Genomic DNA, 26,871 nt, shown 5'->3' on the forward strand with positions numbered 1-26,871 from the left:
AGAATTTTCAAATTCGCCTTCCTCGAAGCCGAAAATGGTGTTCCGTACCGTATCGGAACGGCATTACCCAATGAGATGCCCGCCTCGCCCAAGCAACCACCATCCTGCGTCATGCAATGCCGCCATGTTTTGCCAACAACATACCTCATTGCAGGCATCATTGTGATTGACACAACGCGATGGCGCCGTGGTAGACTTCCGATTCATGTCCACGTTCAGCCAAGCCGAGGCCGCCGTACGTCGCGCGATCATCGCGGCAAGCGACGGCTTGATTGATCGCCGCGCACTCGTCGAGCTCATCGCCATGGCCGCCATCGCAGGCGAACACGTGCTCGTGATAGGTCCACCGGGCACGGCGAAAAGCGAAGCGGTGCGACGTATTGCTTCGAGCCTCGGGGGCACGTACTTCGAATATCTACTTGGACGATTCACCGAACCGAGCGAAATCTTTGGTCCCGTGAGCCTGAAACGGCTCAAAGACGGCGTCGTCGAGACCGAAACGGCGGGCATGTTGCCCGAAGCCGACATTGCATTCCTCGATGAAGTGTTCCTCGGCTCGACGGCGATTCTCAATACGCTGCTCGGGATTCTGAACGAACGCCGATTTCGGCGCGGTCACACGTCGATTCAATGTCCTTTGCGCGTATGCGTGGGCGCGTCCAATCGATTGCCCGAAGACGAAACGCTCGCGGCCTTTGCCGATCGTTTTCTCGTGCGCGTCTTCGTCGGCCCCATTGGCGATTCACGCCTGGAAGAATTGCTCGACGCGAGCTGGCAGCAGTGGCAGCCGGAAAAAGGGAAAATCGCATCCATCGACGATATCGATGTTTTGTCTCGTGCGGCTCGCAGCGTCGATGTGACGCACGTTCGTTCGGCATTGGCGCAGGCCATTCGGATCGTGCGAGGTGTGGGCGTCGAATTGACGGACAGGCGAGCGGCCCGTGTGCAAAGGCTCGTGGCTGCTGCGGCCGCCATTGCGGGAAAAAACCGAGCCGATGAACGAGACTTGTGGCCCATCGTGTACGCGATTCCCACGGAAGCAGGTCAGCAGCTCGCACGAAATGCATTGCGTGATTTGTTGGCCTCGTCGGAAAACACGAGCTTGTCGGCAGCGGCCGAAGAGGGGTCATCGGGTCCGAAAGCGCGTGCGAATCGAATCGTCGCGCACGCTCGCGGGTTGCTCGATACGGCTGCAAGCACGGAAGACAAGGCGGCATTTCGGCTAAAATTGGAAGGCGTGGCTCGAGAAATCGACGCGGGATTTTCGCCCACGACCATGCCTCCCGAGCTTGCGGAAGTCCGTTCACGCATCGTCGCTGCATTGGCCTCTGCAAAATGAACGCGGGTTTTGTCACGTGGTCCGATCGCGAGCCTCCGCTCGTCGCGTGCGCTGTCGCGGCACAGGGCAGCGTCGCGAAAGAATTGGCGAATCGGTTGCTCCATCTCGACGACGCGGCGCTTTTGCGACTTGCGGGCGTTGCGGGGCCAAACACGATCGTCCTTTTGGGTGACGAAGCGGATTTGCCGTGGGTGGATGGCGTTTTGTATTTGGGGCGCGATCCATTGGCGCCGTCGTTGCTCTTGCCGACCCGAATGGAGCCGCTCGTGCCCACGGCCAATTTGCTCGAACGTGCAATGAAACATCGCTTTGAAACGTTATCGCCTCCGCTGGCGATTCTGCCTGAAACGCTGACGGTCATTTCTTGTAACAAGGCATTGCGCTTGCGACGCGACCGCATCGAAGCGTTTCTTTCGGAGGGAAAACGCTGATGGATTTGCCTCGCGCGTTATTACCTTGGAGACAATCGTTATCGATTTTCCCAGAGGATTTGGCCATTGCGCTCGGCGGCGTCATCGACAAGCTCGCGCTGCTGATTGGTCCGCTCGTGTCGCCGGACGGCGGAGGGCGCGGTGAACCGGATGGAGTCGACGGCGTTGGCCGACGCGGATCGTTCGATCGGCTTTTGGCGACGGAATGGGCGCTTGCGGAAGAAGCGCCGCTCGAATTTTTGCGCCGGGTGAGCACGGGGGAGCTGTCGTTTCTCGACATTGCGCACAAAAAACCCGCAGTCGCAAGGCAATGTGTCGCGCTGTTCGACGTGGGCCCGGATGGGCGCGGCGGGCCGCGCATCGTGCACCTTGCAGCGCTCATTTTATTGGCACAACGTGCACGGGACGGCGGCGCGAGTTTTTCATGGGGCTTCTTGCAAGATGAATCTGGTGAATTGGTTTCGGACGTCAATGAAGAGAGCGTTCGCAAGTTGCTGAAGGCATCGAGTAATCGCCGGATGGTCATCGACGATGCCATGCGCTTTTATCAGGCATTTCATGAAGAAGAGCCCGAAGTGTGGTTCGTTGGGAGCCCGAGCACGACGCAGGTCATTTCGGAAATATCTCCGCATCGTGTCGAAGTCGAGGACAGTTTCGACCCAGACAAACCATTCGATGTCATCGTGAATGTTTTTGGCAATCAGAAAAAACCTCGATCGGTTCGATTGGAATTGCCTCCCAAGCAGGAGTCGGTGCGGCTCATTCGGGATCCGTTTCAAGTTGCGCGCGTCACGCCGCAGAAGTCGAAAACAAGCATCGATCCGCGTACGAACATCGTTTTCTGCCGGACCAATCGAAAGCTTTTCTTGCGCGGAAGCGAGGGCGAATTGCTGACGATTCCGATCCCGAATTCTCCCAATGCGACGGAAGTGCCCAAGCCGCGTGTTTTTCGGCCGCCTTCGGGCCAATGGATCGTGGGCGTAGGACGACATCAGAAGTCCAGTACGCTCGTCGTGGCTGCGCAAACCGACGACGCGCTCGTGCTGCATCATCTGTCGAAGCGAGGGTGCACGTCGATGCGTCACGAGCAATATCGTACGCTCGCAGGCACTTCCGTGCCCAACGCTCAGTATATCTTGCCCGTAGACGTCGCCTCGCGTGAACGACCAAAACTCGGTACACTTTTTTTCGTGGATGACACCAGCGGGTTTTTGTACAACGAATATGACGAAGTTTTTTCATTCATGCACGAGAAGCATACCGCGATAGTGCTATCCAATACTGCCCGCGCAGCATTCGAGCATGACTATCATTTTTGTATCTTGTGCAGAGTATCGCAGACGTTGATGCGTTCATTTCCGCCCAAACCACGTGACGACATCTTCCTGAATGTTCCGTTCGACAACGCGATCGTGGCGCCTTCTGGTCATTTCGGCCTGCAACGCGGCAATGAAGCTTGGATTTTCATGGACGCGGCGGGCAAGAGGCTAAGCTCCAAAAGAATCGAGGACGGTCATACCTTGCTCGCAATCGTCGATGCGGCGCAGCCCTGTTTTGTTTCGCTGGACGAATCGCGCACGCGAATCGTGCTTGTCGGTGGGGAACGCCCCGAGACGTGGGTCAATTCGCCCGTACCCATTCGAGCCGCAACGGCAAATGTGCGCGCGTGGCTGGCCGCATTCATCACGGAGGAAAACGAGCTGTGCGTGTATTCGCGCGAGCACAATACGCTCGTGCTTCGCCTGCGATTGGGTGAACCATGAAACCGCGGCGGCTTTTGCATCGAGGCACCGTGCAAGCGTCGGCATTTTGGATCGATGAATCGGTCATTGGCACCGAAGTCGCCCGGCGCCGGATCCTCGAAATGCGCGGCGTCGAAGAAGTGCGGCGTTTGGCGGGCGGGCTCTTCGTGCGCCTGCTGGCGCCTGCATGGGTCGCCGCCTCTCATGCGCCAGGCGTGCCGCTCGTCTTTTGTCGCGGCATTCTCGTAGGAGCGCCGCTCGATCCAGACGAGCTCGATATGCTGGCGCCCACTGCAGATGCGATTGTTTTGGTGCGCGGCGGGGAGACCATCGTCACGACGCTCGAATCGTCTGCGCCCGAAGATTTGGCAACATGGATTGATCTTTCCGATTGGCACGCTGAAGACGTCAAACCGCTTGGCAAAGTGCTAGCTCGGCCGCTTTTGGCGCCACCAGCAAAAGAGATCGACCCGCGCAAGGTTGCTGGAATTGGTCCGCCATCGCCGGAAGCGCTCGCGTTCGCCGAATCATTGGCCAAGGGGCACCAATCATTGGCAACGACAACCAAACCAGGGTTCGCGTCGTCGCTTCTTGGCTCCTTCTCTGCTGTTCTGTCGTCAATGGCAGCATTGCTTGGACGCAAGCCGAAGCGCGTTTCGAGCAATCATACGCAAAGCCGAGCGCTCGTTGCAAGGCCCTCGGAGCGTGAACCGAAGGAAAATTGGACGGACAAACTACGCATGGCGCTGAATACGGCGGCAGCGAAGTTTCTCTTATGGGCAGGGTTTGCGTCGTCGATTGGTCGTCGTCAAGCAGATTATTTGGCAAAAACGTTTTCGATGTTCGACTCGGGGGACCTCGATGAAGCATTGCGACATGCCATTCCACTAGGTGATGGAACGGGCAAGCCCAAACCGCTGGCGCTCGGCGTGCCCACGCCTCGAACGGACCTTTCCATTCACACGACCAGGGGCGAAGCATCTTCGACGCTCGGGTTTGGCGGGAACATATTCGAGGAATTGCGTATTCGTTATCGAAAGGCAATCGAGCAACTGGAGAAGCAAGGGCGAATCAAGGAAGCTGCGTTCGTTTTGGCAGAATTGCTCGGTGCGAGCGAAGAAGCGGTTTCCTTTTTGGAAAAACACCACGAATACCAATTGGCTGCCGAGCTTGCCGAAGGGCGCAATTTGGATCCGGCGCTCGTCGTTCGTCAATGGATCCTTGCTGGTGATCGTGATCGAGCTCTTTTGCTTGCACGTCGTACGGGTGCGTTTGCTGCGGCCATCGCGCGACTCGAACAATCGCATCCTCATCATGCCGAGGTATTGCGAGTATTATGGGCCAATCAATTGGCCTCGTCGGGCGCTTACGCGGCGGCGGTTCAAGCCATCTGGCCCGTCGAAGTGGCGCGGCACATCGCGCGCGATTGGATCGAGCGGGGCATCGAGGTCGGCGGGGTTCCCGGAGCGCGCCTTTTGGCAACGAAAGCGTGGCTCGTGCCGGAAGAGTTCGATTCGGTCGTTTCCATCGTTCGAGCATTGCCGCGGGACGAATCCGAAGAATCGATCGCCACGTGGACGGCGCTCGGTCAATCGGTTCTCACGAATCCGTCGTCCAAGACGATGCGCATTCTCGCGCGAGCGTGCGTCCGCGCACTTCTCCCGCACGAGAGCGACCGCAATACGAGAACGCTCGTCGAAAAGCTCACCACGGCCGCAGAAGATGCCGTGCTGCTCGCGGATATTCGTCGACAAGCGCCGAGCGAGACGCATGTACCCAACGTTCGGTTGTGGATGGCTGCGTTATCGGATGTCGGGAAGGCTCGAACCCAGAACGAGGACGGTTATCTCATGGCGATGGTGGAAGAATCGACGTGCACTCCGCACGCGAACATCGTCCAGGAACGACCCTTGCCGACGCGAGGTGCGCTTTTCGCCGTCGCGGATGGGATGGGCGGCTATAGCGCTGCCGAAATCGTCGATTTGGCATTCAAGACGCTTTCCCGGTCGGTGCAAAGTGCAAATTTCAGCCCGGAATCGATCGGCACGAACCTCGTCCGCGCAGTCGAAGATGCGAGTGCCGCCATTTATAAAAAGACAACCGATGATCGAAAGTTTTATGGGTGTGGATCCACCATTACCGCGACTCGGCTTTTTGGTGACGTGCTTTGGGTTGCCCAAGTCGGGGATACTCGGGCATACATCTTCCGCGATGAAAAAATCAAATTGATCACGAAGGACCATTCACTCATCAACGAATTGATCCTTCAGGGACAACTCTCGGCCGAAGAGATTGAAAAGTTCGAGCACAAAAGTATCATCACGCGAGCGCTGGGGATCGTCGAACGGGCGAAAGTCGATCTTTATCGCGTGCGATTGCTCGATGGAGACCGCATTCTCTTGTGCACCGATGGCGTGCACGGAATGATCGATGACGCTGCCATCGAAGCGTCGCTGCGGGACGCGCCGCATGAAAAGCGCATGGCCGTAAAGTTGATGAAGGATGCCATGGTCATAAAAGGAAAAGTTTACGACGCAGGCGCCGACGACAACATGGCAATGGTGATCGCGGATGTCCGCATTCGAAATGCTCGCGCGGCTGATTCGCGCGAAGTGATTGTCGAACAGATCGAAGTCGAAGTGGAGGAAAAACCGGCGCCGACCACACGCATCATTACGCGAGCTGCGACCGACATCGGGACGATACCCGTTTACGATGCAGTGGTTTTACCGGGCGGACGGTTGCTCGTGGCCCTGGGCGAAGCGGGCGTACGAATGCTATCGCCGGAAGGGAAAACGCTGGTGCAATTCGATCAGCCGGCGCAGCGGCTCGTCATTTCGGATCATGGTGATCGAGCGATTGCGATAACCCCTCGCGGCCGCTCGTGTCGCACGGCGCGAATCGATCTCGTACGAAAGCGTGCGCAGCGATGGATCGACGCAACGCTTCATGAATTTGCAAGCAATTTTGATGGGTCCATGTGGTTTGTTTCAAACAATGAGGGTATTTACGCGATCGACGCGCTCGAGGAGAATTTTCAATCGATTTGGGACATGAGGGAGCCGGGCAGTTGCCCGGACATGGTGGCAAGATCTGCAAATACAGCGAGTTTCTATAGCGCGCACGAATTTTGGACGCTCGAGCTACCGTCATTCCGATTGCGTGCACGACGCCCTGTCCCCATTGAAGACGGACATTCTTTCATCAACCTGGAGCTCGCCGCGAATGGGACCGCCATCTGCACGCTCATCCATGGAGATACCAAACGACGCAGCTTCGCCGTCCTCCATGCCCACGAGACGAAGTGGTCCACTCTGGGCGAGCACGACGCGGGCGATTTCCCGAGTTTAGCAATCGATGATTTGGGGCATTACGGGGCCTTCTGCTTCGACACTGACCGCGATTGCATCTTGAAAGTGTTCGACCTTCGCGACAAGCGATTGCTGCTCGAAATGCACCTCGAAGCTGCTGCCAAGGTGCACATTCGTTTTCAAGCAGGGAACCTCGTCGTAGGCGACGCATCGGGGCGCGTGCTCGTCATCGACGTCGCGCGCGGCAAGGTCGTCAGCGAGTGGCGCGTGTAGCGACGCGATCGTTTGCACACAAACTATTCGCTCGACGACGAACCCCGATCGTTCATCCTCGAAGCATCGGACAAACGTTCGTCGAGACAAACTAGCTCGAATCGATCACTTCGGCTTGCCTTGCGTCGGATCGATCTCGATCTGCCCGCCGGGCACCTTCTTCACTTCGTTGCCCGTCGGCTTCCACTTCAACGTCGGCGGGGCCGCCGCCGGTCCTCGCTTCTTGCGCTCTTCTTCCTCGCGCTTGCGTTCTTCCAAGCTCGGGACGTCGAGCACGAGGCCGCCCGCCGTGGGATCTTTGCCCAGGTACGGTTTGCCATCGATTTCGGCCACGTGAAATTCGGTGCGCCGGTTCTCCGCTCGTCCTTCGGCAAGTTCGTTGGGGCCCAAAGGTTTCGATTGGCCAAACCCCACCGCCAAGAGGCGCAAGTGATTCACGCCGTTGTCCACGAGCCAGTTGCAGACGGAGAGGGCGCGCTGCGCGCTGAGCTCTTGGTTCTTTTGTTCGTCCCCGCGATCATCGGTGTGCCCCTCGATGCGAAAGCGTGTGACTTCGGGATGATCGTTGACGAACTGAAGGAGCGTCTTCAGCACCTTCTCGCTCTCGCCGTACTTGTGGATCGTGGCGCTGCCCGTATCGAAAACGATCTTGCCCTGAATGTAGATCTGGCTCTGGCCTTCCTTCGCGGTCCAGGGTTTCTCCGGGTACCACTTGGGCAAATTGCCATTCAATTCCGCCTTGGGAACGGGCAACGGATCCAAACGGTTGCTCGAACATCCCACGGTCAAAAGCGCAGCGAGCGCCAGCGAACTCACGAGTGAAGAGCGGACGAGGCGGGCGAGATTCCGGTTCATGGGCGATGCCAGCGTGGCCCATTGTGCCTGCGTTTCGCAAGTAGCTCCTTGAGCCCTTCGAATTGCTGCGCGCAGAGCTTGTATTTCGCGGCTGTTCCATGCACCGTCGAGGGCACGTACGGAGGCTGCCATGGCGCTGTCCGGTAAGTTGGAAGTCACGATCAAGATTAACCAGCTCCCGTCGGAAGTTGCGACGACGAAGAACGGCTGGAAAGAGTTTCAGATCGACTTCGGCGGTCGCAGTGCGGTCGTCGCGATGCGCCCGCGCTTGTGGACGCGCATCGAGACTGCGGGGCAAACGTTTCCGCATTGGATCGCCGTGATCACGGGTCAGATGGGCGAGGATGTGTCGAAGGGCTGTTTCCGGCTGCTCGAACCGAACGTACAGGTGTTCGAGTACACGCCGAAAACGCCAGCGCCTCAGCCCGCGGCTGCCGCACCAGCCGCACCGGCCGAAGCAGAGCGCAAAGAGACTTGATGCGACCTCGTGGCTACCGCAGCCACGCGTTGTGATCCATCCTTGGCGCATGGCTCGATCAGCCGCGATTCAAGACAAACTCGTTCGCCTGCGTGCTCGGCTCGCAGAGCTGAAGTCCGTTCTCGTGTGTTATTCCGGCGGCGTGGACAGCGCGTTTGTCCTGGCCATCGCACACGAGGTCCTCGGTGCGCGCGCCGTCGGGATGACCGCGGTCTCGCCAAGCCTTGCGCCGCGCGAACGCGAAGAGGCCATCGAGATCGCGAAGCTCATCGGAGCCGATCATCGTCTCGTCGAGTCACGCGAGATCGACGATCCAGCGTACGTCGCAAACAACCCCGATCGCTGCTTTCACTGCAAGAGCGAGCTGTATCGTATCGCCACGGAGAAGCGCATCGAGTGGGGGCTCGACGCGGTCTTGAACGGCGTCAACCATGACGATCTTGGCGACTACCGTCCCGGCATCGAGGCCGCGAAGCTCGCGGGCGTGGCAAGTCCTCTCGTCGACCTGGGTTTTACCAAGGAAGACGTCCGAGCTGGAGCGGCGGAGATGGGTTTGCCCATCTGGGACAAACCGGCGGCGGCGTGTTTGTCAAGCCGCATTCCGTACGGCACGAGCGTGACGCGTGAGAGGCTGGATCAGATTGGTGGTTTGGAGGCGGCGCTGAAGGCGCTCGGATTTCGGCAAGTGCGCGTGCGGTACCACGGCGAGCTTGCACGGATCGAGCTGTCGCTCGAGGAAATCGCGCGAGCGACCGAGCCTGCATCACGCGACGCGATCGTCGCAGCGGGCAAGAAACACGGCTTTCGTTACGTGACGCTCGACCTCGGCGGATATCGCATGGGCAGCCACAACGAAGTGCTCGTGGGGAAGAGTTTGCGCGTGTTGAGCTGAAAGGTTTGTCCCGATGGGCAGGTTCAATCACCTTGCTACGCAGCCGGCGCGAGGCGTCGCGGACATGATTCGTTGGCGCATCGTCGAGCCGATCAAAGGCAACGCCGCGCCCAAGGATTCGACGTCGGGTCCGGTGACGCGTCCGCACGACAAGGACATCGTTGCGAGCGCCGATGCGAGCCTCGTGTGGATCGGTCACGCGAGTTTTTTGTTGACGCTCGGGGGCAGACGCATTCTGACGGATCCGGTGCTCGGCAGGCGCGTGGGGCTCATCGAGCGGCTTTCGGCGCCGGGGATTCCGATTGGCGAATTACCACCGATCGATATCGTGCTCGTGACGCACAATCATCGTGATCACTTGGACCCGTGGAGCATTCGCCGAATCGGCGATCATCCGACGTACGTGGTTCCCGCAGGAAATGGCGGGCTGATTCGTTCGATCGTGCGTTCGGCCAAGGTCGTCGAGCTCGATTGGTGGGAAACGACGGGAATTGGTTCGGTCGAAGTGATGCTCGTTCCCGCGCGTCATTGGTCGATGCATTGGCCGTGGGATCGTAATGAAGGGCTTTGGGGTGGATACGTCATTCGCGGTCCCGAGGGTACTGCGTATCATTCGGGGGATACGGCGTTTTGGGATACGTTCGAAGAAATCGGGCGGCGTGCGGGTGGAATCGATTGGGCGATGCTCCCGATTGGAGCGTACGAGCCGCGGTGGTTCATGGAGCCGCAGCACATGGACCCGGATGAAGCGGCGGCGGCGGCGCGGCTGCTTGGCGCGAAAAACTTCGTTGCGATGCATTGGGGAACGTTCAAATTGACGGACGAACCCATTGCCGAGCCACCTTCGCGCGCGCGAAGTGCGTGGGCGCGCGAGGGAGGTAAAGAAGAAAGTCTTTGGATATTGGATCCAGGTGAAACGCGACACTTGAGGTGAACCGTGCGGCGAGACTTGAATCGAGGCTGTGCGGCGTGTCGATTGCGTTATTCGTCGCTTTTGACGCATTGCCCGGTTTGTCGCGCGCCGGCGCTGACCGTTGTTGATGCGACGAGCAAAGTACAGCCCACGTCGCGTGCGGCGTGGCTGGCGAAATGGGCCATCGTATTGACGACCATTCCGGCGCTCGGTTTTGTTGCATGGGCAGGCCTGTCGCTATCGCTCAAAGGCTGGCCGCCGAAAAACGCCTTCGACATCGTCATGTACGTGATGGGTGGTATGGGCGCGGGCCTCGGCGCAAGCCTCGCGGTGGGCATTCCTCTGGCCGTCTGGTTCGGGTTCGTGGCGACCGTTCGTGCTCTTCTCAAATTCATCGTCGATCGACCTCGGCGTGCATTACGAATCACCATCGAGCGAGGTACTCGACCGTCGGCTTTGCATGGGAGCCATCCGATGCATCGCGCGTGGAACAAATTGGAATCGTTTGCACGAAAGCAGATTGATTCACCCAAATTGCTCATTGCGATCTTTGCCGGATCGTTCATCGGCGCTCAAGCATTGGCGGAGGTCTTCGGCGCACGACCCACGGTCAAGGTGTCGAGCCTCGAGAAGTTTGGCGAATCGATGGTCGTGCTTGCGGTCGTCAATGGCATGAGTGCATTGCTTTTGCCCCTCTTTCTGGGCGTATTTGGTTGGTTTCTCGCGAAAGCTCATGACTTTTTCACGACCCCACCCAATCTTTTTGGTTACAATGCTGCACCGCCCGACGTGCAAAACGACGAATGTCTCGAATCGTTCCGGCAGGATCGTCAAGAAATCCTGGGGCACGTCGCTATGCTCGATGAAGCCGAACGAGCGGCGCTTGGAGCGCAAACCATCCAAGCGTTGCGCGCGCCCTTGTCAGGACAAACGTGCTTGGCGTTTCGCATCGTCGGTGAAGCGGATGGGCAACCGGTGGACGATGCGGATGCGATACATTTTGCAGTGATCACAAGTGACCAAAAACGATGCATCGTGGTCAACACCGACGTCGTGGTTTCACTTATTGCAGAAAAGGAAATTCGTGCCGAGGGCGCGCATGGGTTTCTCCAGGAACGAGGTTTGCCCGAGAAAAAGATTTCGGCACGGGAAGCTGTTCTGCGGGAGGGTGATTTCGTACGGGTCGTTGGTCGGCGGTCGGAATTTCGCGTGGGCGCTGCGGGTTATCGCGGTGACGACCGGCGAATGATGATCGATGCAGGCGATGACAAACCGGTGGTCGTCCTATCGGCAGGCGAAGGTCGTTCATGAAGGTGTGCATTTGTGGTTTTGTCCCCGCGCGTCGGTCGTGCTAAGAGGCCGCTCGTGCCGTTCTCGCACATCCTCGGTCAAGACGAAGCCATCCGGACGCTCGTGCGGGCGCTGGACGGCAACCGCGTCCATCATGCGTACCGGTTCGAGGGCCCCGACGGTGTGGGCAAAGAGATGGCCGCGTTTGCGCTTGCGCAGGCGCTCGTGTGCTCGGCCGGCGACAAGCTTGGTTGTGGAAAATGCGACGCGTGTCGTCGTGCGGTGACGCTAGCGGCCGAGCGGCCCGAAGTGCCGCTGCATCCGGACGTGATCGTGGTCGAACGAGGGCTCTATCCTGCGTCGGTGATTGGCAAAGACGAAATTGCGCAGATATCGGTCGAGCAAATTCGTAAAGTGGTGCTTTCGCATGCATCGTATGCGCCGCACGAGGGACGCGGGCGACTCTTCATCATCCGGCGCGCCGAAGAATTGGCAGGCGCGAGCAATGCAAGTGCAGCCAATGCATTACTAAAATATCTCGAAGAACCAAGGCAAGGAACGCATTTTGTGCTGCTCACGTCGCGTCCCGATCGAATGCTCGATACCATTCGATCGCGAACGCAAAAAGTGAGATTCGGTCCCCTGCCCGATCCGGTGATGCAGCGCATTCTCACGGAAAAGGGCATCGCCCCGGACAAACACGAAATGGCCATCGACTTGGCCGCGGGAAGTGCTTCGGCCGCGCTGGCGCTCGTCGATGCGGAACGTACGACGAGCCGAGACGAATTCGTCGCGGCGATGATGTCGGCGATGCGCGCTCCAACGTTGGGTCCCGCGGTGAACATTGCCGAAGGGCTCGATACGAAAGACAAGGACCGACTGAAGGAAGATTTGCGGGCGCTTGGTGCGACGCTGGCTCGATCGGCGAAAAAGCGGCTGGAGACGGAGCCTATCGGTGCGAGCATCGATGCGCGGCGTTTCGAGGCCGTGCTGCGAACCATCGGGTATCTCGAGCGGAATGCGTCGCCGAATTTGTCGATCGTGTCGCTGGTGCTCGAATTGCGCGCCGCCGTGCCGTGACGTTCGTCATTCGCAGCAGAAGGTCACGGCGCCGGTAGGCGTGACGGATCCGGTGGAATTGCCGCCGGTTGGCGTGCAGGAACCACCGGGAACTGGCAGATTCGCTCGCACGGACCAAGTGCCACCGTCAAGCAATTGAGATAGATCGACGCACGCCATATTGTTTACGGTAATCGGAGGATCCATACCGCTGTCGATGCATTCGTCGGCGTCATAGAATGTATACGATCCACCGGAACACGTCGGCGAGGCATTGCATGCACAAGCGGAACAACTGCGATTGTCATCGGCACCTTCGTAAGCAACCACTTTGCTCGGCCATCCTACTGGGCAAGACTGGTCACCGTTTTGCCGAATGCACATGCTCGCATTTGCAGGCGCTTCGGGCACGCAGGCGGACGCCGGACCGCACCCGCCGCCGTTTTCAGTGACGGCACACGCTCTTACCCACCCCCCAAACATATCCTTATTTGGAAAATCGACGGTCGAGGGAGAGCAATCACCAGGTATTTGAACCTCTGCGCCGATCGTGAACTGGCAGGATAACTCGTTGCTTCCACCGAGCATGCTGGTGGGTTTGACGCAATTTCCACTCGCCACGGATGACGTCCAGTCGGACTTGCCAAACGAGCACGCCTTGTTAGTAGTGGAGCACACAATGATCGGCGGCGCGCACGTCGTTCCAGTCAATTGTCCGCACTCGCATTTCGTGCACTCAGCCGGTCCCGCGGGCTCCGTAAAAACCACGTCGGGCGCGCTGCCGTCGTCGCAAGCTCCGGCAGGTGGAGAGCTGCCAGTCCCTTGTTGCACGATTGCTAGCGTCCAGCCATTGGGCAACGCAGCGACGCAGGTATAATCGGCAGCACAGTCGGAATCCGCGCAATCGATGTCGACATCGCTATCGTTGTCGACGCCATCGAGACAATTCTCGGAACCGCTTTGGCCACTGCTCGAGCTTGACGAACTACTGCTGCTCGCTTCACTCGAGCTCGAAGCGCCACCACTGCCGCCCGTGCCCCAAGGCTCTTCTTCTGGCGTCGTCGTCAACTCGGGAGCGCACCCGTGCGCGGCAGCAGCGTAGAAAGCGATCGTCGACAAGAAAAACACGACTTTGCGTGCCATGGGAAACCTCGTGCGAAGTGATGAGCCTCAGGATAGTCGTTAGAATACTGGATCGGCGCCGCACCGAGTAACTCATTCGTCGAGCGACCGGCCCATTCGGTCGTAGTCGCTCGAATCGATGCGACGGCCAGACCAGCCGAGGCATTGTTCGCCGCTCGTGAGCACGATGGCCACTTCACGCGCTCCGGCGGTGTAGGTGGCAAGGATTCCGGTCGAGCCGATGTTCGGAGCGCCTTGGCCAATCCGCTCGAAGCGCACGGGGAGGCGGTTCTTGCGCTGCATCGTGAGGCCATCGATTTCGAGCGTCGCGGGAGGTTCGGCAGGAGAAACCACTTCGACCGGTCGGAGCCAGAAGATGTCTCGTTCAGGCAGAGGAAATGCCGCCACGACCCAATGCTCGCGACCTTCGGGCGCAAAAAATAGCGCTGAGATCACGGTTTGTTCCCGAGCAACCAAGGCCCCGGAGAGCCAGCGTTCTTCGCCGCCGGATGATATGACATCGCCAAGTTCGAGACCAAAACCATCGAGCGGTTTGGGCGCAGGCGGCGCAGGTTTCACGTTTTTTTTCGCCAATGTATCGTCGGAGTCGTCAAGCTCATTTTTCACGCCGCGACGGCGACTGGCCAAATACCCCGCTGACGCTGCAACGACGGCGGTTACGACGATGATGGTGATGGTCATTCGGAGCTCCTCGGCGACGCAAGAACGATGGCTTCGTGCAATGCTTTTGCACGATCCCGAGCTTCGCGTAATGCCGCAGATCCACTCGTTTCGGGCAAGAGTCCACCAATGATGGCGGCCGCATCGACGATGCTACCGATGAGCCCGGCCTGTTCGATACCGATGCCGCCAATTGCGACGATCGGTCCAGAAAAACCAATCCTTCGCGCACATTCCACAAGCTCACGAAGTCGGGTCACACCAAGGGTAGGATTCGGGTTGGTTTTGTTTTGAGTTCCAAAAATGGGACCCATCGCCAAATAATCAGCGCTATCCTTTACACCACTGCGAATTTGCTCCTCGTTCGTCGTGGACAAACCGATTGACAGCGTCGACTGCGCGCGCTGAGCGAGCGTACGTACGAGACGCACGGGCAGATCGGTTTGTCCTACGTGAACGCCAGGACATCCCGTGACGAGCGCCAGGTCGGGTCGATCGTTGACGTAGAGCGGAACTTCGTGGGCCGCTGCGATGGGCGCGAGACGGGAAAGAAGCTCCAGTGTGCGCCGGATGCCGGAGCTCTCGGATGGCTTGTCGCGGAGCTGGATGGCTGCTGGGCGCGCGGAAAGGACCGCTTCTGCGAAGGCAATGACGTCGATGCCGCGCAGATCGAGGGCGGCCGTGTCGACGATCGCATAGAGACCTCGCATACATGTCCTCGACATTCGCGCACGTTCGTCCGAAAAAGAGCTTCGGGCCAAAGATGCAAGCGTACGCTAAGGTTGACGCGCTCGAAAGGAAAGCGGAAATGCTTGGGGCAGAAGTGCCCTACACTCGCTCGCCACGGGAGCCATGTCGTGATGCGTATCTCATCTGCCTTCGTTACTGCAGCCATCTTCGCGTGCACGTTTGCGACATCGACCGTGACGCAGGCGCAAGCAAAGCCTGGAGCCGCAAAGGGCGCAGCCAAGAAAGAGGCCGAGCCGCCGCCGCTGCCTCCGGCCCAGGCACGCATGTGGCTCATCGCTCCGACGGTGACGGGTCCGTGGACGTTACGCATCGAAAACGAGGGCTCCGTCGCAGTGCGGATTCCGGCCGACGGACGGCTGCTTCGACTGGAAGTGCACGCGGATGAAGCGAAAAAACCGGTGAGCTGCACGCTTCCGAAGAGTTTGCGTCCGTCGGGTTTTCCCGAGGATCGCGCACTGCTGTTGGCGCCTGGCCAATCCTATGTCGAATCGTTCGATCCACTGTTGTTTTGTTTTGGCAAGAACGCCGCGGCCCTTGGTCCGAATGCCACCGTGAGGTCACGGTTCGGGTGGGATCCACCGAAACAGAAGTCGAAGCCGAAAAAGCCGCCGACGGGACCGTTCGCGGTCGAGAGCACCGAGCGTGAGGCTACGATTGCGCCGCTCTGGGAATTGCAGGCTCCGGCGATTCTCTTGGGTCCAGCCGCTGCACCCATCGCAGCAGACACGAAACCTCTGCCCAAAGACGCCGATTCGGACACCAAACCTGCGCCCGTAGACGCCGAAACGGAAGCAAAACCCGACTCCCAAGAGGGTGCTGCGGATTCGCCCAAGGCAGCGGCGCCGGCAAATGCAGTTCCGGTGGACGAACGAGCCGGGCGGCTCGAGCTTTCGAGCACGGGGTTTGTCGAGGCATCGGCGCCTCGAACGATAACGGTCACCGTGACTGCGAAAAACGCTGGAATGCGCCCCATCATGGTGGCTCTTCGGCCATGGATGCTTTCGTTTCGTATCGATGGTCCTCAGGGTGAGCCACAAATGTGTTATGGGGACAATTCGCGTCGAGTGCTCCCGCGTGATGCATTTCGTAAACTCGCGGCTGGCGCATCGACGTCGTTCAGCGTGCTGCTTGCCGAGGTTTGTCCGCGGAAATTATTTACCAAGCCGGGTCTATATCGTGTGACGGCATCGATTGCGGCCCAAGAAATGAGCAGCGGGACCGACGTTCAAACGACGGAGCTCAGTGCACGACAACCGACGCTCGTCCGGCTCGCAACGGCAGACGATCCGTTTTACTCGGAACCGCCCAAAGCGGTTTCGCCAGCGCCGGTCGAGGCGCCGGGCGACTGAGGTCGACGTCATCATCGGCCCGGCCAAACGTATTATTTTTTGCGTTCGGCTGCCCGTTTCTCGACCATATCCATCGAGGACACGTGTTTGAGGGGGCGACCGGTGAAGTTTTGCCGGACAAGCTCCGCGTCTGCGAGGGAATCGATGGAAAAGCGTGCGCTATGACAATGTACGCAGACGTCGCGGACCATTTTGTCGCGCGGGCGCAGGTTGCTGTTTTGATTGTGATCGACCAGCGTGAGGCCGCTTTCGGGGTTTTTCCGGCGCGGGAGGTGGCACGTGGCGCAAGAAACGCCCGTTCCGGGGGGAGCCTTGCCCGACGCTTCCGCTGCCCACGTCTTGTAATGAGGCGAGCGGTCATAATTGCGCGTATGTTCGTCGGTGTGGCAATTGGGGCAGGAGCCTGCGGCCGCCATGCGCGCGTCGTATGCGTGCGCCGTATGGCACGATCCGCAACCAATTTGATGCTCCTGGAGTTTGGGATCCATGGGCAAACGCGCCAAACCTGGTTTCATGGGCTCGAGGCCCACGGCCAGGCGCATGCCGTGCCTACCCAGGCGAATCTGTTGCCCCTGGTCTTCATGGCATCGTTCGCACACGGTCGTGGAAGGATTTCTCACCCACGGTGATGCGATTCCTCCGTGGCAACCCGTGCAATTGACACCGCCCCGAGCATGTGCCGATGCCGCCCACTCGTTCACGAGCACCGCGGCGACGGCGACGGTCGGCGGAGTATCGGCATCTTTTGCGAGCAATGCGTTTGGCGGGTTTGTCTCGGGCTTGGGTCCGCGCTGGGGGACATGCGCTGAAGCGAGCGTGGCCGGCGCGCCGATGTGTTGTTTGAGGTAGTCTTCCCAGAGGCTGCGATTGTCGTGGTAGTTGTGGCATCCGACGTCGTTGCACGAGAAAAACGACATGCCGGAATGGCTCGGACGCTCGTTTCCGACGTCGGCGTGGCATTCGACGCAGAAGTCGACGGGCATCGTGTACCCCTCGGTGTGCGTCCCGGCGGGCCAATGCTCGGCATGACAAGTGACGCAGCGGGTAGCGTCTATTTTTGCGAGCTGCGCGGCATTGCGCGGATCGTCGAACTTGCTTTTGGGGTGTGAATCAGCGGCGTCGCGAGCTTGCCCGTGACACTTCAAGCAGGCGTCATTCGATACGCCCTCGAATGGCGTATGACACTGATTGCACGCCATTTCGATTTGGTAATGCCCATGCGAAGTCGCGCCAGGCAAATAGATCGTTTGGTCGTTCGACCGTAGGCGATACGCACCGAAGCCACCCACGAGCCCCGTGACCAAAAGCCATAGGAGAATGGAAACGCGTGTGCTCATGGGTCAGGCATCAATAGTAGTACACCATGAGAACATGGAGCGCGATGAGTATCGGCAAGGGCCAGATTACGAGAACGTGCACCCACGCAGCACGTAATCGACGGTCACGCGCAGCCAAGGCCGACCATCGGTCACTCAGGGCAAAAACCGTCCCGGCAACGGCACCGACGACCATGGCCGCGAGAAACACCACGGTCAGGACGAAGTTCAGCCCATGCCCAACGCGGAAGCCGGTGTGCGCGAAAAACACGACGAGCGAAGCGGCCGCGACGACGCCATGGATGGCGCGGAAAAACGCCACGTCAGCAAACTGAAATCGCTTCCAGCGCTTGCGTAATGAAATGCCGAGGCTGAGCAGGACGACAGCCACGAGAACATAGCCGCTGACTTGTTTCCACACGCTGTCACGCGTGAGGGCATCGAGCAGCGCGCCGGCGCGCACCGAACGCGCGGGCGGAATCGCCGGCGCAAAAACGAGCACCAGCGCCCAAGACACCGCAACGATCGACGCCACGAGCAACGCTTTGCGACCGCGCTCGGGCGGCAACGACGAGGGCAGCGCAGTGCGCGGCGGCGGAGAGCTCGATGTGGTGAGCGTCCCCGGGGGGTTCGACAAATTCTTCGGCGGTACCCACGTCCGGCGCGACACGGGCGCGCGATCGGCGGCGGGAATCAACGATTCGCGGCCAAGAACCTGCACGATCTCGGACTCGTCGACAGCCGAGATGAGAGACACCCGCGATCGCGGTCGCGACGGCTCGTTGGGAAATTCGCTGTTACCAACCGGTGCTTCTTCACTGCTGACAGGGCCCGGTCGACGCACCGACTGCGGTGCCCGATCGCTTTGCGTTGCAGCCGCAATCGCACCCGGATCCGACGCACGCACGCTCGCAAGAGCAAGTCCGCTTCGGCTCTGAATTGGCCTCGATCGGACACTCGGCGGCGCAAGATCACTGCTTCCAGGCGCCGGCGTGCGCCGATCCGCCGCCGCACGCTCCGACGGACGCTTCGACGCCGTATCCGAGCTCGGCTCGAATCCCGTTGGCGCCGATCGCGGGATGGAGAGCTGCGAGTACGCATCAGCGCCGAGCTGCGCCTTGTCGAGCACCATCCCCGATGCGGGAGTTCTCGTCGACAGAGGTTCGGCATTCACCACGCGCACCGAAGGAGCCACGCGTCGCGAGCGAGGCGGCAGAGGACTCGCTTCGACGACGGTCACGTTGCTGATGGGTGTCCCTGACGAACCCTTGCGCGAGCTCGCTGCGCTCGCCGGAGGCGGCGCGGTGCTACGTGAAGCCTGCTTCGCTTCGACGACCGGCATTCCCGTTGGAGGCGTTGCGGTCGATGCGCTCATCGATGCGCTCGATGGGGTCGAATCGAGCGGTCGTGGCGGCGGCGCGACGCGTGCGACGAGCGGCATGCCCGTTGGCGGGGTCGGATCCGCCTTTCGTTCAGTTGCTTTGTTCCCCAACAATTGTGGCCCGAGGTCCATGCCTGTCGGCGGCGTAGGCGCGTGCGTACGTGGCGGCTTGGCTGGCGACGAATCCATCTCCGCGACCTTTGCCGCCGATGCCGCATACGCACGCAGCGCAGGGCCGAGCACCATGCCGGCTGCGGGCGTAAGCGTCGATATCGCAGCGTCCGGAGCGAGTGGCATCGCGCCACTCACGATGAGAGGCAGCGCAGCTTCGAGTTGCCTCGACGAATTGGCCGGTTCGTCACCAGCCGGAACACCTCCCGATCGCGGGGTCGCAGGACCACGACCGAGAACGGCTTCCGTGCGCAGCTTCGCCTCTTCACGAGCTTTCGCCTCTTCGCGCGTTTTCGCCTCTTCACGAGCCTTCGCTTCTTCGCGAGCTTTCGCCTCTTCCTTGCGCAGTTTCGTGTCGCTCTTGCGCGGCGATTGCTCTTCGATGCCGTAACTGAAGTCGCCATGAAGGGCTGCAAGCACCGCGAGACTTCTGGGGCTCGGCTTTACGTCCGGAGGAGGCGATGACGTCCGCAAGACGGCGGCGAGCGCAGTGGCAGTCGTCGTGGATGTTCGCTCAGCATCGGGATCGGCTGCTGGCGCGTCGGTTTTTCGTGGAGCTCGAGACCGGATGGAAATGGGTGCCGACTCGTCTTCCGTGTCGTCCGGCGTCGTGCGCAGCCCCGTGCGTTGCGTCGAGGCTCCCGTGACTTCGCGCGCCACTTGAGCAAGGTCGAGACGCGAACGCGATGCTTCGCGGCGCGACCGGATTCCTTCGCGACGCGACATCGGAGGAGCATCTCCGCGTTGCGACTGCGGGCCATCGCTACCGCCATTCAGAGAGGCCGGCGCATCGAGTCCCATGAGCTCGGAAATGAGCGGTTTGCATGAACCGCAAAGCGTACCGGCTTTCGTTTGTGCACAAACTTCATCGAGCGTTGCGCAACCCTCCGCGATGACTTGTCCGATGGCTCCACGCGTTACGCGAAAGCATCCGCAAACGACGGCTTCGGCGGGCCATTCGGCAACGGGTGGAGATTCGGACTTGGCCCAGAGATCGCCCGTGCCGCGGAACCGGCGCATGTCCCAAAACGACAGAGGCAGCGGAGACTTGAGCAGCTCGCGGATGCGCTCGAGGTTCTCCCAATCGCCTATCGTCACGGCTCCGATGAGCCGCCCGTTGCGCACGACGAGCTTGCGGTACAAACCGCCGCCGTTGAACACGTGCGCGTTGGTTCCGAGGCGTTTGTCGCCGTCGTATTCACCAAGCGCGGCGACGGTGACGCCCATCAGTTTCAGCCTGACGGAAGCATCTGCAGATTCGAAAATCTGGTTGCTGCCAACCAGATTCGATGCGAGCACGTCGACCATCTGATAGCCGGGTAAAACCAGCCCATAGCCAATTCCACGATGCGTGGCGCAATCGCCGATCGCGTGGATCTGCTCGTCCGGCTTGCCGGTCTCCTTGTCGATGGCCTGCAAGCGTTCGTCGACGATGATGCCGCCAAGCTCGCTCGTCGACAAACCTGCTGCCGTTGCAAGCTCACCCCTCGGGCGCACGCCTGCAGCAAACACGAGCATACCCACCATGAGCGGGTCGCCTTTGTCGAACGTCAGGCGCAGTCCCGTCAGGTTGCCTGCGTCGGGCATGTGAAACGGCAGCGCTTCAACCTCTTTGAGCGTTTGTCCGCAATGAACGTTCACTCCAATCCGCTCGATTTTTTCGCGTAACACTGCAGCGCCGTCGGCATCGAGCTGGCGCGGCATGAGCCACGGCGCCACTTCGATGATGTGCACGTCGAGCCCGAGGTCATAGACAGCCTTGGCCGCTTCGAGGCCCAAGATTCCTCCCCCGATGACCGCTGCGCTCTGGAACGGCGTGCCCAAAAGCTCATCGGCACGGTCTTCGATGTCGTAAACGTCGTCGATGGTTCGGTACACGAACACGCCCGGAAGAGCTTCGCCTCCGGGCGAAACGACCTCGACTGGCGGGACAAACGGTTGCGACCCCGTGGCAAAAACGAGGCGGGTGTAGTTGATCGAGCGACCCGACTTGGAACGCACGACGCTGTTCGCTCGATCGACCTCCACGATGGGATCATCGAGGTAGAGCTCGATTCCGTTGTGCGCGTACCAATCCGCGGGAGCGAGCAAGAGACGCGTCGACGGCGTACCGGAGAGCAGATCCGTGAGATGAACGCGATCGTAGGCGGGCCGCGGTTCGTCGCCGAAAACGACGACGCGTTTGTCGTCGATCGCGTTGTACTCCACCATTCGCTGGCAGAGCCTGTGGCTGACCATCCCGTTGCCGATGATGACGAGGGTCTGATCAGCGTCGTTGCTCAGGTCCACCGTGTTCGATCTCCGCTTCTCAGCGCTCGGGACGCCGTCGAACGGGCTGCCGAAAGCTTATAGCGCATCCGTGCTTCTCCAGCGCAGCATCCATTGCTCCGTCGCAAGAGGCCGACGGCATGCGAGCATCACGACGAACACCTTCATAATTGCGCGTTTGCCGCAGCACTTCGGGCGCCCTGCGCATCGAATGGCACCATGCATCGCGTTCAGTGAAGTCCTTACAAACATCGTTCATCGAACCGTCAATCGACTGACGGAATGGTGGCCTTCATCGACGACGGCGAACCACGAGACGCTGCTGGCCCACGAAATGCCGCAGCAGACAGTTCTCTGCGCATGCAGTTCGCCGCGCTCTCATGCCGAGGATCGACGGCAACGGCGCTGATGGATGACGGTACGATGTTGCCGTCTTCGTCGACTCGGAAACGCAAAACGATGGCATCCGGGGGAAGAATGCGACCATCCGCATCACGGCAACGCATGACGAGCGGGTAATAGATCTGCGCTCGAGCAGTGCGCTCTGCTGCATGCGCCGGTAGCGATTGAACCTCGATCATACCGCTTTCGATGAGCCCCGATTTGTTGGCTCGTGCCGCGACCGCCACACCCTTTGACCTCAAAGTAGTTGCCGCCGCGCCGTCGCGTTCACCCGTCTCCGTTCCAATGAGCGTCCCGCCATCCGGATCCGTCGGCTTGGGCAACGACTTCGGCGCGGATGCAAGGATCTCCGCGAGCACCCCGGGCTCGGGTTCCTTCGCAATCGGCGGTCCACCATCGGCGCTGTCGACCACGGACAAACCCATTCCCGCGTCCGCCGAAAACACCGACGAAGCTGGAGATGGAGCATCGTTCGCCGGTGGCTCGGCACATGCGACACCAACGACAGCGATGCCAACGAGCGGCAACACACGCACGATGCGTAGCGTCTCGCGAAAGGACGGCGCTTGCAACCACCTGCCCTTTGTCCTGTAGCATCGCCGCAACGTGCGCGACCTCTGGGCCATCCTCGGCATCGTTCGACGCTCTTTACGCGGCGGGCCGCTCCTCGGCTTCGCCTTCGCCATCAGTCTCGCAGCCGTTGCAGGCGCGACCGCCGGGCTTCTCCCAAGCCTCGTGGGCGTCTCCGTTGGCGCCATCATCGGACGATCACCTGCGCCAACGCCAGGCATCGCCGGAGCCTTTGCACACCTCGTGTCCGGAGCGAGCGCGTGGATCGTCATCGGTCTGACGCTCATCGCCACGACGATCACGGTCGGCATCGCCATGGCGCAGAGCCGAAAAAGCACCGAGCTTGCAGCCGAAGTCACAGCCGCCCTCCGCATCGAGCTCGTGCGCTCCGCTCTCTGGGCATCGCCACGCGCCGTGTCTGCTGCTGGCGCCGCAGCACTCGCTCCCAAAGGAGGACCTCCTGCTCCACCAGGTGCCAAGGCTCCCGCGGCGCGAGGGTTTGACGCGGTCAAACTCGTCATCGCCCGCGACGCTGCCGCCGTGGCAGATTTTTCCGTCGCCGTACTGACGGGACTGCCCCAAGCGCTCGTCACGCTCACGGTGCTCGCCGTCGATCTCGCAAGCGGCGGTGCCGGGTTTGTCCTCATCGGCACGACCGTGCTTTTCGTCTTGTCACGCGTGCTCTCCGATAAAGCATCACGACGCGTCGGCGAACGCATGCAAGCGATGCAGCGCGCCGATACGAGCGTCTTCGGTTCACTTGGGGAAATGCTCAACGCGACCGAAGAACTGCGCCTGCTCGGCGCACGCTCGACGGCACTTGGCGAGTTTTCTGCATCTGCTCACGGAGCTGCCGATGCTCGACGAAACTTCGCCGCTGCACTTGCAATGTCGGGACAAATCAAGAGCGTGCTGACGGCGATGTCGCCGCTCGTGATCCTCGTGGCGCTGAAGATTTCCGGTAGGTCCCACGATGCAAGTGACGTGGCGAAATTGCTCCTCGTCGTTCCGCTCTTGCTCGGACGCTTCGAAGCCATCGATGGCTTGCGGTCGGGTCTGCTCGAACGCGGCCCCTTGCTCGCTTCGCTACGTGAATTCTTGTCGATGCCGCCGCATCCACCCGAGCCGAAAGATCCCGTCCCGCTCGCAAGCGTGGAGAGCAGCGCGGTGGTGCTCGAGAACCTTCGGTATCAGCCCGAAGGCACCGATCGCGCCGTGCTCGATGGTGTGTCGCTCGAGATCCCGCCGGGCGCAGTCGTCGCCGTGTGCGGAGCATCGGGATCGGGCAAGTCGACGCTGCTCCGCATGCTACTTCGTCTCGACGAACCCACGGGCGGGAGCATCCGCGTGGGAGGTGTCGACATCGGACGCATCGCACCGCGTGACCTACCAAAACTCTTTGCCGTGCTCGGTCAAGCTTCCGTGCTGCTCGAACGAACCGTGGAGCAGAACCTCGCGCTAGGTCTCGATGACGCACCAACGGCCGAGTCGATGAAAACGATGCTTGCGAAAGTTCGTCTCGACGAACTCGTCGAAGGTCGCGATGGGCGTGGTTTGTCCACGGAGGTACGGAAAGTTCCGCCGAACTTTTCCGGCGGTGAGCAGCGTCGTCTGATGCTTGCTCGGATGCTGCTACGCGATGCTCGCGTGCTGGTGCTCGACGAGCCCGAAGCTGGTTTGCCCGGGGCGACGGCGGAGGAGCTTTTGAAAAACGTGATCGAATTGTCGGCGGGTCGAACGACGATCGTCGTCACGCACGCGCCGCACCTCGTGCGTTCGACGTGGAACGTGGTGCTCGACAAGGGCAAGATCGCCGCGATGGGCACACACGACGAGCTCGTGCAATCGTCGGAGATTTATCGTTCGCTGCTTGCGGAAGGAGCTCGCAAGGCGGCCGCAGGCCCTGCGCCGAGCGCCGCCAAGCCGCCGGGAGTGGGCGGGCCGCCGGGCGCGACGCCGCCCATGGCAAGGCCGCCGATGTAGCTCGTGCGGATCTGCGGAGTCATTTCGACATCGCGGACTGCCCACGCACGGCGACCGAATAGAGAATGGCCGCAAGCGCGCCGAACACGAGAATGCCGGAGACGTTGCTCGAGCTGAATCGAGCAAAAAGGTGGCCCAGCTCGAACTTCGATTCCATGCCGACGCCCGCGACGAATGCAGCGCAAAGGCCCGCAATGGCGCCGCCCGCAATGTAGCCGGAGCTGAGCAGCGTTCCAGGACTGAAATCGGCATCGTCCGCATTGGCGCCACGACGCTGATCGACCAGCCATCGCACGATGCCGCCCACGAAAATGGGCACGCTCGTCGAAATGGGCAAATACACGCCCACGGCAAACGGGAGCGATGCAACTCCGCAAAGCTCCATCGTGAGCGCCAACATCACGCCGATGAGCACCAATCCCCACGGCAATTTTCGCGTGAGAATGCCGTCGATGATGAGCGCGAACAGACTCGCCTTCGGTGCGTCGAGCTTCTTTACTTCACGCATGCGATAGACGAGTTGTCCGTCGTCCGCCAAATACCGCGTCGCCGCACCACCCGCAGCAGAGGGGACTTCGACGACTTCGTACGATTTCCTATCCGGGCCGAGCATCGATCCCTTTTTGGCCGCAGATTCGGGCACCGGCGACGGCGCGTCGACCTTTTCGGGTTCGTGCGGAACGCGCCCGCCAATGCCCGGATCGATGACGAATGCTACTTTTCCAGCTTCGTCCACCAAGTATTTACCTTGCGGAATGGCCGCCCCGGATTCAGCTTGATACGCGACTCGATAATCTTTCCCGTCCGGTCCTTTCTCGAGGATCGCCGTGATCGACGCGGGAGGCATGGGCGCTTCGTAGGTTTCTGCAGCACGCGTCGTATACGATCGATTCAGAAACAAGAGCGTCGTACCAATGACGAGCGCGCTCGTCACGACGCCCACGAGCAGCCCAATTTGTTGACGATACGGCGTTGCACCAACGAGATATCCGGTTTTCAGGTCTTGGCTCGTCGCGCCACCATTCGATGCAGCAATGCACACGATGGCCGCGGTGGACAAAGCCATCGCACGGTAATCGACGCCCACCCAGCCCATGGCCAAAAACAAGAGACACGTGATCAAGAGCGTCGCCACCGTCATGCCGGAAATGGGATTCGACGACGAACCAATCTCGCCACAGATGCGTGACGACACGGTCACGAAGAAAAACCCGAAAAGCATGATGAGCACGGCAGATGCGAACGTGATGCCCAGCATCGGCGCCAGCCAAATGGCCAGCAGAAGCGCGATCGATCCGTAAAGCACCACAGAAAAGGGCAAATCGCGTTCGGTACGCGGCGCAGCCGATTGGCCCGCCCTGCCCGCTCGAAAACTCTTGATGCCGCTCCGAAATGCTTTCACGATCGTCGGCAGCGCTCGGCCCAAACTAATGAAACCACCGGTCGCCACGGCGCCGGCACCGATGTAGAGCACATAACGGCTGCGAATTTCGTTCGGCGTCATGTCTCGAATGAGCGTCGTTGCTGGAAACAGCGGGACATCGAGGCCATCGCCAAAAAAAGCAATCAAAGGGATCAAAATCAAGTATGCTAGCACTCCACCAGCCATCATGATGCTCGCGGTGCGCGGGCCGATGATGTACCCCACGCCGAGCATCTCCGGCGACAATTCGCCTCCAATGCTCGCGCCCCTGAATCCCGTAAAACGATGGTCGGGATTCATCTGAAAAAGCTTCAGGGGATCGCCCAGAAGTTTGTAGAGAAAACCCAATCCAAAACCGGAGAACACCGTCTTCGCATTCGTGCCGCCCGTTTCGCCCACGATGAGCACGTCGGCGCAAGCCGTGCCTTCGGGATACTTCAATTTGCCGTGTTCCTCGACGATGAGCCCATGCCGCAGCGGAATCATCATGAGCACACCGAGCAGCCCGCCCAGCACACTCAGGACGAGCACCTTCGCAACCGGCAGATCGTATCCCATCAAGAGCAACGACGGCAGCGTGAATGCCACGCCCGCCGCGATGGATTCGCCCGCAGATCCCGTCGTTTGAACGATGTTGTTCTCCAGAATCGTCGCTCGACCGAACAAGCGAAAGATCGTGATTGACATGACGGCAATCGGGATGGATGCCGACACGGTCAAACCCACCTTGAGCGCCAAGTACACCGACGATGCGGCGAAAACGATACCCAATAGCGCACCGAGCACCACGGCTCGCACGGTGAGCTCGCGAGGGCTGTCTTTCGCAGATATGTAGGGTTCGTGAACGACGTGTTCGGCTGCAGGGGGCGATT

The 26,871-nt window shown here is 60.3% G+C and carries 19 protein-coding genes; 11 read left to right on the forward strand and 8 right to left on the reverse strand.

What is annotated here, in order from left to right:
• Positions 1-205 precede the first annotated feature (205 nt).
• Genes IPM54_34710 through IPM54_34725 form a run of 4 tightly spaced genes read left to right on the forward strand, consistent with a single transcriptional unit; the run spans position 206 to position 7,096 of the window.
• Positions 206-1,339, forward strand: coding sequence for an AAA family ATPase (locus IPM54_34710; GenBank protein MBK9264921.1), 1,134 nt, complete (start codon positions 206-208; stop codon positions 1,337-1,339).
• The gene (locus IPM54_34715; GenBank protein MBK9264922.1) at positions 1,336-1,770 is read left to right on the forward strand and encodes a hypothetical protein; all 435 of its coding nucleotides are present in this window, start codon (positions 1,336-1,338) and stop codon (positions 1,768-1,770) included. Before IPM54_34710 ends, IPM54_34715 begins: the two co-directional genes overlap by 4 nt.
• The gene (locus tag IPM54_34720) at positions 1,770-3,533 is read left to right on the forward strand and encodes a hypothetical protein (GenBank protein MBK9264923.1); all 1,764 of its coding nucleotides are present in this window, start codon (positions 1,770-1,772) and stop codon (positions 3,531-3,533) included. The genes IPM54_34715 and IPM54_34720 overlap by 1 nt, the downstream gene beginning before the upstream one ends.
• A complete protein-coding gene (locus tag IPM54_34725; GenBank protein MBK9264924.1) occupies positions 3,530-7,096 on the forward strand; it encodes a serine/threonine-protein phosphatase in 3,567 nt (1,188 codons plus the stop codon). Before IPM54_34720 ends, IPM54_34725 begins: the two co-directional genes overlap by 4 nt.
• 105 nt (positions 7,097-7,201) lie before the next feature.
• Here IPM54_34725 and IPM54_34730 read toward each other — a convergent pair whose 3' ends face one another.
• On the reverse strand, positions 7,202-7,951 hold the full coding sequence (locus tag IPM54_34730; protein MBK9264925.1) for an OmpA family protein: 750 nt from the start codon (positions 7,949-7,951) through the stop codon (positions 7,202-7,204).
• Positions 7,952-8,081: 130 nt separating this feature from the next.
• Between IPM54_34730 and IPM54_34735 the strand changes: the two genes are divergently transcribed.
• The 5 genes from IPM54_34735 to IPM54_34755 are packed head-to-tail and all read left to right on the forward strand — an operon-like array spanning position 8,082 to position 12,604.
• Complete coding sequence (locus IPM54_34735; protein ID MBK9264926.1) at positions 8,082-8,429, forward strand: fertility inhibition FinO-like protein; 348 nt, start codon at positions 8,082-8,084, stop codon at positions 8,427-8,429.
• 49 nt (positions 8,430-8,478) lie between these two features.
• On the forward strand, positions 8,479-9,321 hold the full coding sequence (gene larE, locus IPM54_34740) for an ATP-dependent sacrificial sulfur transferase LarE (GenBank protein MBK9264927.1): 843 nt from the start codon (positions 8,479-8,481) through the stop codon (positions 9,319-9,321).
• 13 nt (positions 9,322-9,334) lie between these two features.
• Positions 9,335-10,255: an MBL fold metallo-hydrolase gene (locus IPM54_34745; protein ID MBK9264928.1), complete on the forward strand. Its 921-nt coding sequence runs from the start codon at positions 9,335-9,337 to the stop codon at positions 10,253-10,255.
• A 3-nt stretch (positions 10,256-10,258) separates the two neighbouring features.
• The gene (locus tag IPM54_34750; GenBank protein MBK9264929.1) at positions 10,259-11,545 is read left to right on the forward strand and encodes a hypothetical protein; all 1,287 of its coding nucleotides are present in this window, start codon (positions 10,259-10,261) and stop codon (positions 11,543-11,545) included.
• Between the two features lie 54 nt (positions 11,546-11,599).
• Positions 11,600-12,604 (forward strand): DNA polymerase III subunit delta', encoded by a 1,005-nt coding sequence (locus IPM54_34755; GenBank protein ID MBK9264930.1) that lies wholly within the window; start codon positions 11,600-11,602, stop codon positions 12,602-12,604.
• A 6-nt stretch (positions 12,605-12,610) separates the two neighbouring features.
• Here the strand turns inward: IPM54_34755 and IPM54_34760 are convergent, their stop codons facing one another.
• The 3 genes from IPM54_34760 to IPM54_34770 all read right to left on the reverse strand — a co-directional run bounded on the left by IPM54_34760 (position 12,611) and on the right by IPM54_34770 (position 15,096).
• Complete coding sequence (locus IPM54_34760) at positions 12,611-13,726, reverse strand: hypothetical protein (GenBank protein MBK9264931.1); 1,116 nt, start codon at positions 13,724-13,726, stop codon at positions 12,611-12,613.
• 72 nt (positions 13,727-13,798) lie between these two features.
• Positions 13,799-14,407, reverse strand: coding sequence for a hypothetical protein (locus IPM54_34765; protein ID MBK9264932.1), 609 nt, complete (start codon positions 14,405-14,407; stop codon positions 13,799-13,801).
• The gene (locus IPM54_34770; GenBank protein MBK9264933.1) at positions 14,404-15,096 is read right to left on the reverse strand and encodes a thiamine phosphate synthase; all 693 of its coding nucleotides are present in this window, start codon (positions 15,094-15,096) and stop codon (positions 14,404-14,406) included. The genes IPM54_34765 and IPM54_34770 overlap by 4 nt, the downstream gene beginning before the upstream one ends.
• 150 nt (positions 15,097-15,246) lie before the next feature.
• Here IPM54_34770 and IPM54_34775 point away from each other — a divergent pair, with 150 nt between their 5' ends.
• Positions 15,247-16,485 carry a hypothetical protein gene (locus IPM54_34775; protein MBK9264934.1) on the forward strand — a complete coding sequence of 413 codons (1,239 nt, stop codon included), beginning with the start codon at positions 15,247-15,249 and terminating at the stop codon, positions 16,483-16,485.
• Positions 16,486-16,517: 32 nt separating this feature from the next.
• Here IPM54_34775 and IPM54_34780 read toward each other — a convergent pair whose 3' ends face one another.
• From IPM54_34780 to IPM54_34790, 3 genes are all read right to left on the reverse strand, one after another.
• Positions 16,518-17,822 (reverse strand): cytochrome c3 family protein, encoded by a 1,305-nt coding sequence (locus IPM54_34780; GenBank protein ID MBK9264935.1) that lies wholly within the window; start codon positions 17,820-17,822, stop codon positions 16,518-16,520.
• Positions 17,823-17,832: 10 nt separating this feature from the next.
• Positions 17,833-21,642, reverse strand: coding sequence for an FAD-dependent oxidoreductase (locus IPM54_34785; GenBank protein MBK9264936.1), 3,810 nt, complete (start codon positions 21,640-21,642; stop codon positions 17,833-17,835).
• Positions 21,643-21,887: 245 nt separating this feature from the next.
• Positions 21,888-22,595, reverse strand: coding sequence for a hypothetical protein (locus IPM54_34790; GenBank protein ID MBK9264937.1), 708 nt, complete (start codon positions 22,593-22,595; stop codon positions 21,888-21,890).
• A gap of 34 nt (positions 22,596-22,629) precedes the next feature.
• Between IPM54_34790 and IPM54_34795 the strand changes: the two genes are divergently transcribed.
• Entirely contained in the window at positions 22,630-24,576 is a 1,947-nt protein-coding gene (locus IPM54_34795; GenBank protein ID MBK9264938.1) for an ABC transporter ATP-binding protein, read from the forward strand.
• Between the two features lie 19 nt (positions 24,577-24,595).
• On the opposite strand, the gene IPM54_34800 is transcribed toward IPM54_34795, so the two are convergent.
• Positions 24,596-26,797, reverse strand: coding sequence for an oligopeptide transporter, OPT family (locus tag IPM54_34800; GenBank protein MBK9264939.1), 2,202 nt, complete (start codon positions 26,795-26,797; stop codon positions 24,596-24,598).
• Between the last annotated feature and the right edge of the window lie 74 nt (positions 26,798-26,871).

The sequence above is a fragment of the Polyangiaceae bacterium genome, assembly GCA_016715885.1.
Taxonomy (GTDB): Bacteria; Myxococcota_A; Polyangia; order Polyangiales; family Polyangiaceae; genus Polyangium.

Coding starts and splice junctions, on each gene's coding strand:
- IPM54_34715 (MBK9264922.1), top strand. CDS start 1,336: ATGAACGCGGGTTTTGTCACGTGGTCCGATCGCGAGCCTCCGCTCGTC.
- IPM54_34730 (MBK9264925.1), bottom strand. CDS start 7,951: ATGAACCGGAATCTCGCCCGCCTCGTCCGCTCTTCACTCGTGAGTTCG.
- IPM54_34760 (MBK9264931.1), bottom strand. CDS start 13,726: ATGGCACGCAAAGTCGTGTTTTTCTTGTCGACGATCGCTTTCTACGCT.
- IPM54_34725 (MBK9264924.1), top strand. CDS start 3,530: ATGAAACCGCGGCGGCTTTTGCATCGAGGCACCGTGCAAGCGTCGGCA.
- IPM54_34770 (MBK9264933.1), bottom strand. CDS start 15,096: ATGCGAGGTCTCTATGCGATCGTCGACACGGCCGCCCTCGATCTGCGC.
- IPM54_34765 (MBK9264932.1), bottom strand. CDS start 14,407: ATGACCATCACCATCATCGTCGTAACCGCCGTCGTTGCAGCGTCAGCG.
- larE (MBK9264927.1), top strand. CDS start 8,479: ATGGCTCGATCAGCCGCGATTCAAGACAAACTCGTTCGCCTGCGTGCT.
- IPM54_34745 (MBK9264928.1), top strand. CDS start 9,335: ATGGGCAGGTTCAATCACCTTGCTACGCAGCCGGCGCGAGGCGTCGCG.
- IPM54_34775 (MBK9264934.1), top strand. CDS start 15,247: ATGCGTATCTCATCTGCCTTCGTTACTGCAGCCATCTTCGCGTGCACG.
- IPM54_34780 (MBK9264935.1), bottom strand. CDS start 17,822: ATGAGCACACGCGTTTCCATTCTCCTATGGCTTTTGGTCACGGGGCTC.
- IPM54_34735 (MBK9264926.1), top strand. CDS start 8,082: ATGGCGCTGTCCGGTAAGTTGGAAGTCACGATCAAGATTAACCAGCTC.
- IPM54_34710 (MBK9264921.1), top strand. CDS start 206: ATGTCCACGTTCAGCCAAGCCGAGGCCGCCGTACGTCGCGCGATCATC.
- IPM54_34720 (MBK9264923.1), top strand. CDS start 1,770: ATGGATTTGCCTCGCGCGTTATTACCTTGGAGACAATCGTTATCGATT.